The organism is Dyadobacter sp. HNCC25DJ184, assembly GCF_056895215.1.
In genome coordinates, this window is sequence record NZ_JBXHAQ010000017.1 from 94018 (window position 1) to 108762 (window position 14745).

Annotated in this window: 13 protein-coding genes; 10 read left to right on the top strand and 3 right to left on the bottom strand. The window is 41.2% G+C overall.

All coding sequences use genetic code 11. The annotated features are described in order from the left end of the window. The first annotated feature begins 32 nt into the window (after window positions 1–32). The 10 genes from AC1XUD_RS22230 to nagA all read left to right on the top strand — a co-directional run bounded on the left by AC1XUD_RS22230 (window position 33) and on the right by nagA (window position 9742). Window positions 33–1259: a glycosyltransferase family 4 protein gene (locus AC1XUD_RS22230; protein ID WP_483363227.1), complete on the top strand. Its 1227-nt coding sequence runs from the start codon at window positions 33–35 to the stop codon at window positions 1257–1259. Continuing rightward, window positions 1256–2239, top strand: coding sequence for a glycosyl transferase (locus tag AC1XUD_RS22235; protein WP_483363228.1), 984 nt, complete (start codon window positions 1256–1258; stop codon window positions 2237–2239). The genes AC1XUD_RS22230 and AC1XUD_RS22235 overlap by 4 nt, the downstream gene beginning before the upstream one ends. Continuing rightward, window positions 2239–3018, top strand: coding sequence for a DUF5672 family protein (locus AC1XUD_RS22240; protein ID WP_483363229.1), 780 nt, complete (start codon window positions 2239–2241; stop codon window positions 3016–3018). The genes AC1XUD_RS22235 and AC1XUD_RS22240 overlap by 1 nt, the downstream gene beginning before the upstream one ends. A 17-nt stretch (window positions 3019–3035) precedes the next feature. Then, window positions 3036–3995: a hypothetical protein gene (locus tag AC1XUD_RS22245; RefSeq protein ID WP_483363230.1), complete on the top strand. Its 960-nt coding sequence runs from the start codon at window positions 3036–3038 to the stop codon at window positions 3993–3995. Between the two features lie 22 nt (window positions 3996–4017). Then, entirely contained in the window at window positions 4018–4908 is an 891-nt protein-coding gene (locus tag AC1XUD_RS22250; RefSeq protein WP_483363231.1) for a glycosyltransferase family 2 protein, read from the top strand. After that, window positions 4905–6242 carry a hypothetical protein gene (locus AC1XUD_RS22255; protein ID WP_483363232.1) on the top strand — a complete coding sequence of 446 codons (1338 nt, stop codon included), beginning with the start codon at window positions 4905–4907 and terminating at the stop codon, window positions 6240–6242. Before AC1XUD_RS22250 ends, AC1XUD_RS22255 begins: the two co-directional genes overlap by 4 nt. A gap of 64 nt (window positions 6243–6306) precedes the next feature. Next, on the top strand, window positions 6307–7356 hold the full coding sequence (locus AC1XUD_RS22260) for an acyltransferase family protein (protein WP_483363233.1): 1050 nt from the start codon (window positions 6307–6309) through the stop codon (window positions 7354–7356). A gap of 200 nt (window positions 7357–7556) precedes the next feature. Next, a complete protein-coding gene (gene trxA / locus AC1XUD_RS22265) occupies window positions 7557–7853 on the top strand; it encodes a thioredoxin (RefSeq protein ID WP_483363234.1) in 297 nt (98 codons plus the stop codon). Between the two features lie 168 nt (window positions 7854–8021). Beyond that, window positions 8022–8579, top strand: coding sequence for a pentapeptide repeat-containing protein (locus AC1XUD_RS22270; protein WP_483363235.1), 558 nt, complete (start codon window positions 8022–8024; stop codon window positions 8577–8579). A 53-nt stretch (window positions 8580–8632) separates the two neighbouring features. Further along, window positions 8633–9742: an N-acetylglucosamine-6-phosphate deacetylase gene (gene nagA / locus AC1XUD_RS22275; protein ID WP_483363236.1), complete on the top strand. Its 1110-nt coding sequence runs from the start codon at window positions 8633–8635 to the stop codon at window positions 9740–9742. Between the two features lie 7 nt (window positions 9743–9749). Here the strand turns inward: nagA and AC1XUD_RS22280 are convergent, their stop codons facing one another. The 3 genes from AC1XUD_RS22280 to AC1XUD_RS22290 form a co-directional block, all read right to left on the bottom strand. Then, a complete protein-coding gene (locus AC1XUD_RS22280) occupies window positions 9750–11948 on the bottom strand; it encodes a B12-binding domain-containing radical SAM protein (RefSeq protein WP_483363237.1) in 2199 nt (732 codons plus the stop codon). A gap of 113 nt (window positions 11949–12061) precedes the next feature. Further along, a complete protein-coding gene (locus AC1XUD_RS22285) occupies window positions 12062–12826 on the bottom strand; it encodes a ThuA domain-containing protein (protein WP_483363238.1) in 765 nt (254 codons plus the stop codon). Between the two features lies 1 nt (window position 12827). After that, window positions 12828–13970: a glycoside hydrolase family 18 protein gene (locus AC1XUD_RS22290; RefSeq protein WP_483363239.1), complete on the bottom strand. Its 1143-nt coding sequence runs from the start codon at window positions 13968–13970 to the stop codon at window positions 12828–12830. Window positions 13971–14745: the final 775 nt, after the last annotated feature.

Sequence of the window (14745 nt, forward strand, 5' to 3'; positions counted from 1 at the left end):
CAAATCAACAGCATTAAAATTATTTTGGAGGAATGGTGCAGAAGAAGATACTTTTTATAAGTCATGATGCGAACAGAGCTGGGAGCCAATTGCTTCTTCTTCAGCTCATTAGGCTCCTAAAGGAGCGCAATGTTCCGATGCACTTACTTCTTTGTAATGGAGGTGAACTTGAAGAAGAATTTGAAAAAGTAATAGGCGTGTCGCGCCTTTTTCACAAAAACGGAGTACCTCATCCAAAAGCCATTACCGACAAAATACTTAAGAAGGTCAATTTATTTAACCTATATGAAGAAAGAAACTCGCAGAAGGAAAACGGACGATTAATCGCCGAACTGGAAAGCGAAAATATCGGCCTCATATTTGTCAACTCTATCGCTAATGCGGAAGTTTATCACAACTTCCTCACGTTCTTTCACCACCTGCCGGTAGTTCTCTTTGTGCATGAACTGGCTATGTCGGTCAAGATATATACCCATGAGCAATCGCTTAATTTCCTGTTGAGGAAAACTGATCATCTGATCGCGGTTTCGAAAGCTGTTGCGAACTTCTATGTTAAAAAATACGATTTCCCGATTCAGCATGTGAGCACCTTCACGCTCATTGACAACGATCACATTGACAAAAAACTGCGGGAGGTTCAGTCTCTCCTACTTGAGAAAACTTATCGGATTCCGCAAGATGCAGTCATAATAGGTGGTTGTGGAAATGCCGAATGGCGGAAAGGAAATGACATATTCAACTGGATAGCAAGAAATGTGATTCAGAAGACAGCGCCCCTACCCGTTTACTTCGTTTGGGTTGGAGCTGGTCCGCAGCATGAAATATACGAACTGATAGAAAGTGATATCCGGCTAATGGGTCTTTCGGACCGGATTATTCTGATCCCTCCGACACCACATGCGCTGGACTATATCAGCCGCTTTGATGTATTATTGCTAAGCTCCAGGGAAGATCCATACCCCCTTGTTGTACTGGAAGCCGCACTTTTGGAAATCCCCGTAATATGTTTCCGGGACGCCGGTGGTGCGCCCGAACTGATCGAAGCAGATGCCGGTTTCGTTGTGCCTTTTCTGGATATCGATGCTGCTTCTGATGCCGCAATTCAGCTTGTACTGGATCCTTCGAAACGCGAAAGAATGGGACAACGTGCTCGCAGCAAAGTACTTGAAAGACATGACACTGCAAAAAGTGTGGGCAACATTGAACGTATCATTCAAAAGTACTTACCTTTGCAGGTTTCCCAACACGAAAATCAATGACGATTGCCTTTACTATTTGCTCTATTAACTATCTTGCTCAGGCACATACTTTAGGCACTTCACTAAAAGAAACAAATCCTGATATTCTCTTTTTCATCGGCCTGGTCGACAAGCTGGATGGTATTGTTTTTGAGAAAAAGTATGCAGCTGAATTCCCGATGCTTGAAATCGATAAGATAGACATTGAGGAGTTTGAGGAGATGGCTAATAGGTACGATATAACTGAATTAAATACTGCCGTTAAGCCTTTTTATTTCACCTACTTTTTCAAAAAATACGCGACCGCTAACAATGTCATCTATCTTGATCCGGATATCATTGTATTCCAGCCTCTAACGGAACTGCAAAATAATCTGTCTCATCATGACGCCGTCCTGACCCCACATATTAATACGGAAATTAAGGACCGGTTGGTTCCCAATGAACTTCACCATCTGAATACCGGCATATATAACCTTGGCTTTGTGGCGTTTAGCAGAAGCGAAGCATCTCTTTCATATATCAAATGGTGGGAGGAAAAACTGAGGTTCGAGTCGTATATTGACCTTTGTAATGGTTTGTTTACCGATCAGAATTGGATGAATTTTCTTCCTGTTTTCGTAGATAATGTATATATCGAGAGGAGCCCGGGATACAATGCTGCATACTGGAATCTCCATGAGAGAGTTTTCGGTTTCGAAGACGGAAAATATGTCGTAAACGAAGACTTTCCGCTCATTTTCTTTCATTACAGCGGCTACGATCCGGAAAAGCCGGAAATATTGTCAAAATATCAGAACCGATTTGAGCTTGCGGCAAGACCCGATCTGACCTCGCTCTTTAAGCTTTACAGAGACAGCCTTATTGAAAAAGGAAATTTATATTATCGTCAATTTGCCTGCTTTTATATCAAACCTAAACAGGTATTGCGTTATCAAAGGGTAAGAAAATGGGCTAAAATGCCTATCGAACTGGCTATTTCGAAACTACGCACTATTTAATGAAGGAGCTTGTAACCGTAGTCATTCCCATCCTCAATCCCGTTCTTTCACCATTGGAAGAAATGGCATTGCATCACAGTATCGAAGTTTTACGAAAACATACTGTGATTTTCCTGAGCGCAGCTGAGACCGACCTTTCCATCGTTAGGGAATATCTTAATGATTTTGACATAATCAATTTTCCGGATCAGTATTTTAAATCCAGAAATGATTTTGGCCGGCTATTAATGATGGAGGAATTTTTTGAGCGGTTCAACTGGGCGAGCTATCTGCTTGTCCATGAACTCAATAGCTGGATCGTCAAAGATGAATTGACCTATTGGTGCAATCAGGGATATGACTTTCTGAGAGCCTCCCCCGTTTTTGACAGTAAAGAAAAAGAATCGTCATTGATTAACACTTTTTCGCGGATAAAAGGACTTTCCGAACTCCAAAAACGTGAATTGGGGGATGCTTATTTCGAAAATGGTTTTGGATTGTATTATATAGAAGCTATGTCAAGCGTTTTGAAAAGTAAGAAAAAACTTGCACATCAATATCGTCATGATCAGTCACTTAACAATGCCGACGCCGTGTTTTGGGATGTTGAACCAAATCGTATCCTTCCAAAACTGCGGAAACCGACAAAAGTGGTCCAGCAATATTTTGCACGTCATATCAATAGTTTAGAAAACCTCTCTGCACTTAAAAGAGATCAGTTACCATTTGCCATCACGGGAGTAACATCCATCAAAGGAATCACTTCTGAGATTGTACACGAATTGCCTTACTTTTCCTGAGGCACGTCAGCCAGATTATGAATATAGTTTACACAGTTTGCAACCGTACTTCACTCCCGCACGCTATTGCTTTGGCGGAGTCTGTTGCTCAACATCAGCCCAATGACAAATTTTTTATCAGCTGGGTTGATCATGAGCCTATACCTAAGTTGCCAGCCAACTGCAACGTCCTTACTATCGATTCGGTTAACATTCCTTCATGGAAGGAAATGCAAATAAACTATTTTGACTTTGAGCTGATTGCAGCCTGCCGCCCTTGGTTTGCAAAATTTATTTTCGAGCATACCGCTGACTGTCAAAGACTAACATTTTTAGCACCGACAGTACTTCTACTGCAACCTATTAATGAGTTAATTGGACTTGATCGTGATATGATTTTAACACCTCATATTATCAAACCACTTCCAAAATCTTCCGCTCTTCTGGATCGGCGAATATTAAATATCGGTATGTTTCATTCCAATTCCTGGACGATGAGAAGATGCGCCCAAACAATTGAATTCATTAATTGGTGGTGCGTTCGAACGATCGATCGGGCAAAATATAACCTTTGTGAGGGGATGTGTATGGATCAGTTATGGCTCAACTTCGCGCCGGTTCGCATACAAAACTGGGCAAAGACAGACGCTGGGAATTGGCATTATGGGCTGCATTCTATTCCAAATTATCAAATAGAATTTAAGAATGGCCAATATACCGTTGAGAATGCTCCACTTTTAAGCGTAGATTTTACCGGTTTACTGATGTTTGATCCAATTTGGTCAGACTATTCATCGTTAACTTCTCACAGTCCTGTCTTTCAGGTCATTTTGAAGGAGTACAAGAAAAAGGTATATCAGATTGACAGTCAATATGGGATCAAGGGTGCGCCTGGATATGGTATTATTCCCGAAATCAGCAGCATGAGGACTGCAAGAAATAAATGGGCGAATCAATTGAAAAAGGTAACCAGTTTTATCGATCAGGTTAAGTTTTGAAGACTGATCCTTTGAATACTATATGAATTTTCTACAAAAAAATACAGAGCAACTTCATCAGCTCCTTAATATGGAGACTCCTGCCCACAAAAATGTGGGACTGAAATCTTCCAAATTTCCTAAACTGACCATCATTACGCCGTCATATAACCAGGCCAAATTCCTGGAAAGGACGATTAAAAGTGTCATTAACCAGGGATATCCTAATCTGGAATACATTATAATCGACGGTGGGTCAACCGATGAAAGCGTAGAAGTAATTAAGAAGTATGAAAAATATCTGACCTATTGGGTCTCTGAAAAAGACCGGGGCCAGGTTCATGCAATCAACAAAGCGCTAGCCATGGCGACCGGCGAATATATTGCATTTCAAAACTCTGACGACGTATATTTTCCAGGCACACTCCAACTATTTGGAGAAGCTGCTACCAGATATAATGACGATATTTTGTTCGGAGATTTATATATGATCGATATGGACGATAAAGTGACGGAGTTATTAAAAACGACGTCTTATAGTCTTGAATCTCAGGTTTTGGAAGGAATGCAAATTCATAATCAATCACTTTTCTTCAAAAGGAGACTAATTGAGAAATATGGTTTATTTGATGAGTCTTATCGTTTCGCTTTTGACTACGAGTTTATTACAAGATATACCGCTGACAAAACGGCAAGCATTCGTAAAGTAGGTGGCCTAGGCGGAGCACTCAGGGTTCATCCGGACGCAAAGTCCTCCACCATCGCCACCACCATTGGAAGAGAGGAACATGCCAAGATAAAAACCTATTACTTAACTCAGTTAAATCTGAATGCTGTCGGCAAATTCCGCTACCTTTGGTGTAGATTTAGAAAAATAGCCTACTTCATTTCCCGATTGGATTTTGGGTATATAAGCTACAGACTATCAATATGAATTGGAGTTTATTAAACGTATTTAAAAATTTCACGTATCTGAGGTATTCCCTGGGCATTATGATCATGTTCAACGGGTTTCCTTTAGTGTTTTTTTTGAGGGAGACGCTGCATATCCTGCCCTACGGAAGTATATATACTGCCATATTTATGGGACTGGGCCTGGTTTTAATGCTACCACCACACCTGTTTAAACAATACTACAAGCCAAATGTAGTCCTATTCAATCTGGGACTTGCGTTTTTATTGATATCACTTTATTACTTTTTGTTCATCAACTTTCAGGGCAAAGCCATTGCAGATGTAGGTAATTTTGTGCTGACGCTTGGTTTTCTGGCGCTCTTGCTCCATATGCCTACCGAGGTCAAGGATACGCTTTTAGCTGTCATTTTTGTGGTTTCCTTTTTCTCCAATTTAGCCATCGTCTATTCGCTTCTCACGGATCCGAACTGGACCCCTGGTATGAGGGCTGCAATCAGCTTTGGAAATGATGGCGACGTACCTACTGGCAATCCACATATAACAGCCCGAAACGGGGTGGTATGTCTTGTTAGCGCAGTGGTTCTCATGGTTAATTCAAAGGATGTTCTTACCCGCGTTTTTCTTTTTTTCTCGGCACTTTTTAGTCTAGGCATTATCGTCCTTTCGCTTGCTAAATCCAGCTATCTGAGTGTTGCGTTAATGGCAGGAGCCTATTTTGTTTATAAATTCAAGGTGCGCAATATCCTTTCCGGAATGCGGGGACTATTCAAATTTCAAAATCTCGCGATCCTTTCTATCATTCTCGTAGGAATTAACGCCTTTCTGAGTAGATATAACAATGTTTTCAATCTGCTTCTTGTTTACTATGACACTTTCGAAGACCGGATTCTGGATGTAATTTTTACGTCAACCGGCGTTCAGTTGACTGAAACGGCGGCAGAAGATGCTTCCGCTATGGGTCGTGTCGGCGGATTTTCTACTTTTCTGGATACACTGTATTCCTGGAATGCATTTCTTGGTCAGGGTTTTAAATATGAATATCTGGACATTCCTATCCTGGAGACATTCGTAAATCAGGGGATTATTGGTTTCACTTTCTTTGCCGCCTTCAATATCTTTCTTGGCTATTATTCTATCAAAGAAATAAAAAACAACACATCACCGTTGAGCACGTTTTTGGCTTATATATTCGTCGCGATATCAATCCTGTTGTTTACTGGCGGCCGGCCGTATGATGTTGTATTCTGGTTTCCTTACTGTGTGATGATTCGCTTTCTTGGGGTTAACTACTCCGGAATCAAAGCGCAACTACCTTCAGTAAACCAGCCGCAGGTCGTAACACCCACAACTTAATTTAGAACCTAATTCCGGAGAGGTCGGGCACATGAATCCACCTCTTGCCGCTATATTTCCCTGAATGAAAAAAAGAGTAGAACAGTTGGATGGTCTGAGAGGTATATTCTCCGTCATGATCATCGCACACCATCACGGAGCATTCAAGGAATCGATATTCTACAATAACTTTTTTGTTATCAATTCAAGTCTTTTTGTTGACTTCTTTTTCGTTTTAAGTGGCTTTGTGATCGCCATGAATTACTCCGACCGAATCAACACTGGTGGCGATTTCCTGAGCTTCATGAAAAAAAGATTCATCAGGCTTTACCCGCTACTGTTGTACACCGAACTTGTCTTCCTTGTCGGCAATATGCTGGGAGACCATAGTAGCCTCAAAAACGTGAATACATCAAGCTTTACCTATTACTTCTGGACGGTAACCGACACGTTGACTTTCATGGGCTCAACGCCGATTTTTGGCCGCTGGATCGGGCTAAATTATCCGTCCTGGTCGATATCTTCAGAAATGATATCTTACGTCGTTTTTGGACTGGTGATATGGCTCTTCCCAAAATTAAAATACCTGGTTTTCGGGTTTCTAGTCATCCTTTCAGTCATTTTCATTTTCGACTACGGCGACTATATGCTCGCATACGATTATGGTTTTATCCGCGGTCTGCTGAGTTTTTGTATGGGTATTTTTACCTATCGTTTCCTGAGAAACCGAAGCTTTAACCTCACTTTTGCAGAGTTACCTTTTCTGGTATTGTTAATTGGCGCGATGTATATCACTTACCACAACTCACTCAATATGTGGAGATTGGCTTTTCCAGTGATATTCGTTCTTGGTATCATCATTTTCACCAATTCAAAAGGATTTGTGACCAACTTTCTGTCAAGCAGGCCAATGCAGTATTTGGGTAAAATATCTTACTCCATATACCTTAATCACGCGATTGTCCTTATTCTTATCAATGTGATTCTGTTCCGGTTTTTGCGCTTGCCTTCGACAGAACCGATGGTATTGTTTTCCCTAATAACCTCCATCACGGTCACGCTGATATACTCCAATTTCACTTACGAGTATATTGAAAAGGGAATTGGCAATTATTTGCGGAAAAACTGGAAGTGAGTTTTTGCGACCTTACAATCTAATGACCTGGTGTCCCCTACCACTCGCTGACAATACCTGACCCAACTGTGAAGGAAGATTCACTGAAAGTCAAAAAATGGCCCGCCGTTAATTCAATTCCTGGCACTATCTTTTAGCACATTTCGAAAACCTTTTTCAGCCGGTAAAGGTTATCCTTTTGTACGTAAGACTATTCGATTATGGCTTCTTTCAAAGAAATGATTAACAGTAACAAACCTGTTTTGGTCGACTTCTTCGCAGAATGGTGTGGCCCTTGTAAAACCATGAAACCGATTCTGGAGAATGTGAAGGCGGAATTGGGTGAAAGTGCATCGATTATAAAAGTTGATATTGATAAAAATCAATCAGCCGCCAACGCTTATAAAATTCAGAGCGTGCCCACTTTGATTTTATTTAAACATGGAAAACCGGTTTGGCGTCAGTCCGGGGTGGTGCAGCCCCACCAGCTAAAGTCGGTGATCAGTAAATATCTGTAGGCCTTAGTAGCTTTCTTTTCAAATCCATCCTTGTAATTCGAACAGTTCTGGTTGGATTTGCAAGGATGATTAGCTTAATTCTAATCATTGATTTTGCAGGATATATGCCTATTTTAGCTCAAATTTGAGTTAAAGCTTTATTCTCATACCACAATCACTAACCTACGAGTGAATAACAATTCCGATATAATTGAAAATACCGATTTTTCCATTCAAGAACTGCCAGCCCGGGAATTCGAACAAATAGAATTCAGAAATTGTACTTTTACGAGCCTGGCGGGAATCGACTTTAGTGAGTGTATCTTCTACGACTGTAATTTGAGCAACGCGGTCGTCAACAACAGCAAAATGGATGACGTCACTTTTGTGAATTGTAAGATGATTGGTATTAATTTTTCAGGTTCGAAGGATTTTGGATTTCAGATCAGCTGCGACAACTGCATTCTAGATTTTACTGTTTTTGAAAATAAAAAGTTAAACAAAAGCGCTTTCAAAAACTGTCGTTTGAACAGCGCGGATTTCACGCAGTCCGACCTTTCGAAAAGCCGTTTTGAGCACTGTGATTTTCTGAACGCTGCTTTTGCTAACTCCAATCTGTCTGGCGTTGACTTCACAACCTGTTCCCGCTTTACGATCGATCCGACTATCAATAATGTCAAAAAAGCCAAATTTATGTCCTCCGACCTTGCAGGTTTATTGACCAAATTTGGCATTATTGTTAAATAATTTCGGGTTACTGAAATTCCCCGTTTTGACACCTAAACTATCTGTTCGAGTTCATGAGTAAGCAAATTTTTGCCAAAAAGTTATTTACAGAATATAGTGTTCTTGAAAACCAACTCATTTCTTTCGATAATCACCTGATTACCAGCATAGAACCGGTTGATCAAAATCCGGGTGTTGACGGTTTTGACAATATTTGCGCCGGACTTTTTGATATCCATATCAACGGTGGCGAGAAGTGTCACTTCACCCAAAAGCCAGATAGAGATACTTTGGGGGATATTGATTCCGCAAATTATAAGTACGGGACGGCCTACTCGCTTCCAACCATTATTACCTCTTCTCCCGAAAATATCCTGAAAGGCATTGAGGCTACAAAAGAATATATGCGGCAGCATCCGCGTTCCGGAATTCCTGGAATGCATTTGGAAGGCCCGTTTTTAAATCCTTTGAAAAGAGGGGCGCATTTAGAGGCATATGTCAGAAAACCTTCCAATGTTGAGTTGGAAGAAATCGTCAAATATGGCAAAGGAGTTATCAAATTGATGACCATTGCCCCGGAAATGTTTACAACTGATCAAATAGAACTTTTGTTGGACTCCGGCATTACGATATCTGCCGGACATTCTAATGCCACCTATATCCAGGCTCAGACTGCATTTGGACAGGGAATCGGGATTATCACGCACCTCTACAACGCCATGTCACCATTGCGACATCGGCAACCGGGACTAGTCGGCGCAACTTTTGACAATCCCAATGTATATGCACCGTTAATTATCGATGGCGTTCATTGCGATTTCGCGGCGGCCAGCATTGCGTATAAGATCAAAAAAGACAAGCTGATACTAATTTCAGATGCTTTGTTTTTAGGGCAAAAAGTGACCAAATTTAATTGGGGTGAATTTGATGCAACCCTCAAAAACGGTCAGTATACCAACTCGGAAGGCAATTTGGCAGGGGCCGCTATCTCGTTGTCCGACGCTATATCCAACGCCGTTAAATATGTGAATATTCCGTTGATTGAAGCATTAGCCATGTCAACCATCCGTCCGGCCCGCGCTTTGGGGATGTCAGATCAACTCGGCAAAGTTGCAGTTGGATATTCATCCACATTTACGTCTTTTGGCGATGACCTTACCAAATTTTCAGTTCTCCGGTTATAAGGAAATGTCAAACGATCAAAAAGCCATGGCGTTGCAGACTAATGAAGGTAGGCGAAACTAGAAATTCGTCGAAATTACCAAGCTGAGCGGCCTCGAAGCCATTTCTAACTTCCTCCAAATACTGAACTGGTTGTTGCCCGATTATCAGCTCCGGAAGAATATCGTTCAACCATTCGCCAATTTCCTTGGATGCCTCCACTGCCCATTCGCCCTTCTTGTCAAAGAAAATCAGTTCAGCCATTTCCACCTGTTTTTTCCCTGTTTTTTGGGTGAAATAATTGAGCTCGGGGGCACTGCCTAACCACATGATCAAGGCATTCGTTCTAATATTCTGATCGGCAGTATCTTTCAGACTTTTAGCAATATAGCGTGGCGGAATCGAAGTAGCGGGGACTTTAAAATCAAACCATTCAGACAAAGGAAAATCAAGACAAACCCCATGCATGTAGTTGAAAAGCGACTTTCTCAAACCTTCCGAAAACTGTTCATGGGCTGCACCTGATGGATCTTCATGTTCGAGGTCGTTATTAGCAAATTTTCCCGGATCCGGTCCGATTCGCATCACGTCAAATTCTTCCGGATATAGGCCAACAGGACTGTGGGCAGTCATCGCAAACCGATGCCAAAACCCCGATTGGACTACACCTTCCTCAAAAAGCTGGCGAACCATTTCCAATGAATTGATCGTCTCCTGAGCCGTTTGTGTGGGAAATCCATACATCAGATAAGCATGAACCATTATTCCTGCCTTGGTAAAACAATCGGCCACCCGCGCCACTTGCGATACTGTCACGCCCTTTTTCATTCTTTCCAAAAGGCGATCAGAAGCTACTTCCAGGCCACCCGATATGGCAATACAACCCGAAGCTTTTAACAGACGACACAGATCAGCAGTGAAATTTTTCTCAAAACGAATATTGGTCCACCATACTACGGTCAACTTTCTTCTGATGATTTCAATCGCCAGATCTCGAAGCAGCATAGGTGGTGCTGCTTCATCGACAAAATGAAAGCCGTTTTGCTGCGTTTGTTCAATGATCTCCTCTATTCTGTCACACAACAAAGCAGCAGTCATCGGTTCATATCTTTTGATATAGTCGAGTGAAATATCGCAAAACGAGCATTTTCCCCAGTAGCAGCCGTGAGCAAGTGTGAGCTTGTTCCATCGTCCATCACTCCAAAGCCGATGCATGGGGTTAACAATCTCTATCACAGACAAATAGTCATTTAAAAGAAGATCGCTATAGTCCGGGGTTCCCGTATCTCTTTGAGGTACATCCTTCTCCTTTGCGCCGTTGACATATACAACTTTACCTTCAACCAAGGTGAAAACACGCTTCAAATGACGCAACTCGCGCTCACCATCGAGATACTCCAGTAAGCTTTGCAAAGGAGCTTCTCCGTCATCAAGACAAACGAAATCAATATAATTAAAGACTCTGGGCTCATCCAGAGACCGTAGTTCGGTATTTGCAAAGCCGCCACCCATGACAATTTTTATTTCCGGATGACACGTTTTCAGATATTGAGCGCATTTGAAACCACCGTAAAGATTCCCTGGAAAAGGGACGGAGATGCAAACGATCTCTGGATGATATTGATCCACGATTTTTTGCAATCGTTCTTTTAAAATCAAAGATAGTAGGGTTTCTTGTCCCTCCAGGGCCGCCTCCATATCGTCAAAGCTCGTGGCGGACCGTCCTAGTCTTTCAGCATATCGACTAAATCCAAAAAATGGATCGATAGCTTCCTGAATCAAATCACCTAAATCTTCCAGATAAAGTGTTGCCAAATGGCGTGCTTTATCGTGAATACCCATCGTCCCAAACGCCCAGTCAAGATCTTCCAACATTTGAAAACGACCTGCCTCAGGCAAAAAGGTTCGGTCACAAATGCTATGAGCAAGGGTGGGATTTACATTTTTCAAAAAACGAATTACCGGATCAATTGTCGCCAGATATTCATCCCGAAGCGCATAAACCCTGTAACTGTTATCAGAAAGCTCAATATCAGAGCTTTCCAATTCTGAAAAAATCTTTTTTAAGCCCTTCGATGAAAACAAAGCCAAAATTACTTCAATGCCCAAATCAGCCTGAAAAGACGGCCTGTTTAAGGTATTGAGAAACCCCTTCAAATACGCAGTTGCGGGATATGGCGTATTTAATTGTGTAAAAGGAGGAGTAATTAAGAGCGTTTTCTTTTTCAAAGTCTACCTAAATTTTTGCGACCACAAAGGTAAGGCATTTTACTTTGAATGCAGGAAAGTACCTAATAACGGAAGACTGGCAGAAATGAAGGTATAACAAAGTGTAGAGAGTATTACTTTCCACCCACTGCCCAAAATATGGCATTTAACAACATCCGCCTATAATTTTGATTATCAAATAGTTTCGGAGAGTGCCCCATAAAGATATATACATTCCTTGCCTTATAATGCGGATTTTGCCAAATCACGGGATGATCACCCATTTTTATATCAGAGTTGGGGACATAGGTATCCTCGTTCACGCTGGCAATAACATTCACGTTGGGTCGGGGACTTTTATCATATATATACCACTCTTCTCCAGCGATTTCAAACGATCCGGGCAACCCGTTCATGATCGGATGAGTTTTGTTTTCAACTACAACTTTTCCTGATGCGAAAGTCGGGATATAATTTTTGTAGCGAATCCCGCCCATGAAGGTGGAAAACCATGGCCACATTTTGAAACCGTCAAAATCTCCTAACAGCGTTGCGTGATGCAGCCCAATCCACCCTCCTCTCCCCTCGTTGATATACCTTTCAAAGGCAGACGCAGCTTTGGCACTCCAGCCATACGGAACGAAATCAAGTTGAATTAACAACTGATATTGCGCCAGGAACTGATCATTAATAGGATCCGTGCTTTGAATATAATCAACGTCAAAATTCTGAGCTGCGGCGACACTATCGAGCCAAACAACGGCTCGCTTTGAAAAAGCGACATGATGGCCTCCATTTTCGTACAAAGCTAAAGCTTTGAACTTAGTCTGCCCGAATACCACATGAACGCCCAACAGAAAAGCACTCACGAAAAATGCACATTTTGACAGCTTTTTCATCCTACTCGGATTTGAACGCCTGATTGATCGCATTCAATAGATACTCTTTTGGGTCGGACGTTGTCTCCCAAAACATCACACCAGCCATTTTGTGATCCAGAACATATTTACATTTCCCGGCAACCGATATCTCGTCGTCATAGCTGATCATTTCGCCTGTGCTACTGTTATATATGTAAGGCACTTTGGCGTCTTCATCACGAAATTCCTTGAATCCCTTTTTATTAACCAGACTATCCTTAATGAAAGTATATCCGTCAATATATGCCTTATCTGAAAATCTCTGGCCGAGGGGTGTGGACAAATTCTTGTCCACCGTGAACGACCGTCCATAAAACGGCAAACCTAATACCAGCTTTTCTACAGGAACCCCCGCCTTGACAAATGCATTGACACAGTGATCGGCGTTTTTGCTCGACTTGTAGCTTTTGCTCTCGTAAAGTCCGGCGTGGTTAACCGATACTCCTTCCACAAATAAATCATAGGTCATCAGATTGACGTAATCCAGAAACCTGGAAGCCTTGTCCATTTCGCTATGTTCCAAAAACTCAGCAAAACCGGCTACTGCGGTAGTCAACAATTTCTTTTGACCCGCTTCCTCCTCAAGCAAATTCAGTTCATTACGGATTTCCTGGAACATTAACGTGAAATTCTGCTTATCCTCAGGGCGATATACGTTACCCTCTTCACCCTCCATACCCGGATATTCCCAGTCTATATCAACACCGTCCAACTTGTATGTTTTAATAATATCCACCGCGCTTTTTGCGAATATCTTTCTGGACGAATCAGTCAGAACCGCATCTGAGAAATTTTCACTCCAGGCCCATCCTCCAATTGAAATTAAAATTTTCAGGTCGGGATTGATTTTCTTTAGAGCATTGAGCGTACGAAAGTTGGTGGAATCAGTCTTTTCGTCGGTCAGAAAAGCTTTTCCACCTTTGATATCAACAAAAGCATAATTGATATGGGTCAGCTTAGTTGGGTCAATTTCATCAGTATTCACAACTCCCTTGAACCCGCCGACGTACCCGATAACAACAGGCTTTGTTCTTGCACCTCCTGTTTCCTTTTTTCCTGCTTGACATCCGGTGAAACAGACGAAAAGAACACTAGCGCATAAATAGTTGAGCAAATATCTCATGGCATAATGAATTTTAAAATGAGTACGTTATCCCTAGCCTCTTATCTCTTTTCGCAAAAAAGACAAAATCGTTGTACGCTTTCCCTCATCCAAGAAAAATAATTCAAAAAATAATTTTGCACTAAGTTTCTCTCGCGCACTTTATAGGGATTAATAAATATTTTCTACACCTAAAGCCATGCATTTTTACGCGTGCTTAAAACTAGTTTGCTCCATACTTTCTATATAGCAATATTAAATTGTATTTAAGTAATTTGAGTACAACAAATACTACATAGGTATAAATTTATTCAATTTTTAGCATAAATCTATTTTGATTTAATCAAAACAAAAAACCATTACACTAGTTGTAAAACGCCCCATTATATCTACAATTATAACTTCTATGTAACTAATCGTAGCAATATCGTTTCTTACTTCCAAATCAAATAATGTTACATAATCCTTTGATTTTCAGAAAATAACAACTAGTTTTCGTTCAAGTTAGAGCAGAACACCGTTCTACAAACCGAATAATAAGTTAAAAAACGGTTTCAACTATTTTTATACATCATTCTGTGGTTATACATATTTTTTGAATAAATTGCAGCCTCTAAAATTTCCACGTAAACCTCAAACGTTATGAAAATGAACCTTAATGTTCCCCTATTGCGCTTCCCGTGCTCGCGTTGAACTAGGTAAATCGTTTTTTGACCAGCCAATACATCCGTCACCTCAGATTTCATGTATAGAAATAATTGGTGTACATTTTAGATCTGGCATCTAAATCAAGCGG

Bases quoted from the DNA above. Each gene is read 5' to 3' on its own strand.
- AC1XUD_RS22230 (WP_483363227.1), top strand. From the start codon at position 33: ATGGTGCAGAAGAAGATACTTTTTATAAGTCATGATGCGAACAGAGCT.
- AC1XUD_RS22235 (WP_483363228.1), top strand. From the start codon at position 1,256: ATGACGATTGCCTTTACTATTTGCTCTATTAACTATCTTGCTCAGGCA.
- AC1XUD_RS22240 (WP_483363229.1), top strand. From the start codon at position 2,239: ATGAAGGAGCTTGTAACCGTAGTCATTCCCATCCTCAATCCCGTTCTT.
- AC1XUD_RS22245 (WP_483363230.1), top strand. From the start codon at position 3,036: ATGAATATAGTTTACACAGTTTGCAACCGTACTTCACTCCCGCACGCT.
- AC1XUD_RS22250 (WP_483363231.1), top strand. From the start codon at position 4,018: ATGAATTTTCTACAAAAAAATACAGAGCAACTTCATCAGCTCCTTAAT.
- AC1XUD_RS22255 (WP_483363232.1), top strand. From the start codon at position 4,905: ATGAATTGGAGTTTATTAAACGTATTTAAAAATTTCACGTATCTGAGG.
- AC1XUD_RS22260 (WP_483363233.1), top strand. From the start codon at position 6,307: ATGAAAAAAAGAGTAGAACAGTTGGATGGTCTGAGAGGTATATTCTCC.
- trxA (WP_483363234.1), top strand. From the start codon at position 7,557: ATGGCTTCTTTCAAAGAAATGATTAACAGTAACAAACCTGTTTTGGTC.
- nagA (WP_483363236.1), top strand. From the start codon at position 8,633: ATGAGTAAGCAAATTTTTGCCAAAAAGTTATTTACAGAATATAGTGTT.
- AC1XUD_RS22285 (WP_483363238.1), bottom strand. From the start codon at position 12,826: ATGAAAAAGCTGTCAAAATGTGCATTTTTCGTGAGTGCTTTTCTGTTG.
- AC1XUD_RS22290 (WP_483363239.1), bottom strand. From the start codon at position 13,970: ATGAGATATTTGCTCAACTATTTATGCGCTAGTGTTCTTTTCGTCTGT.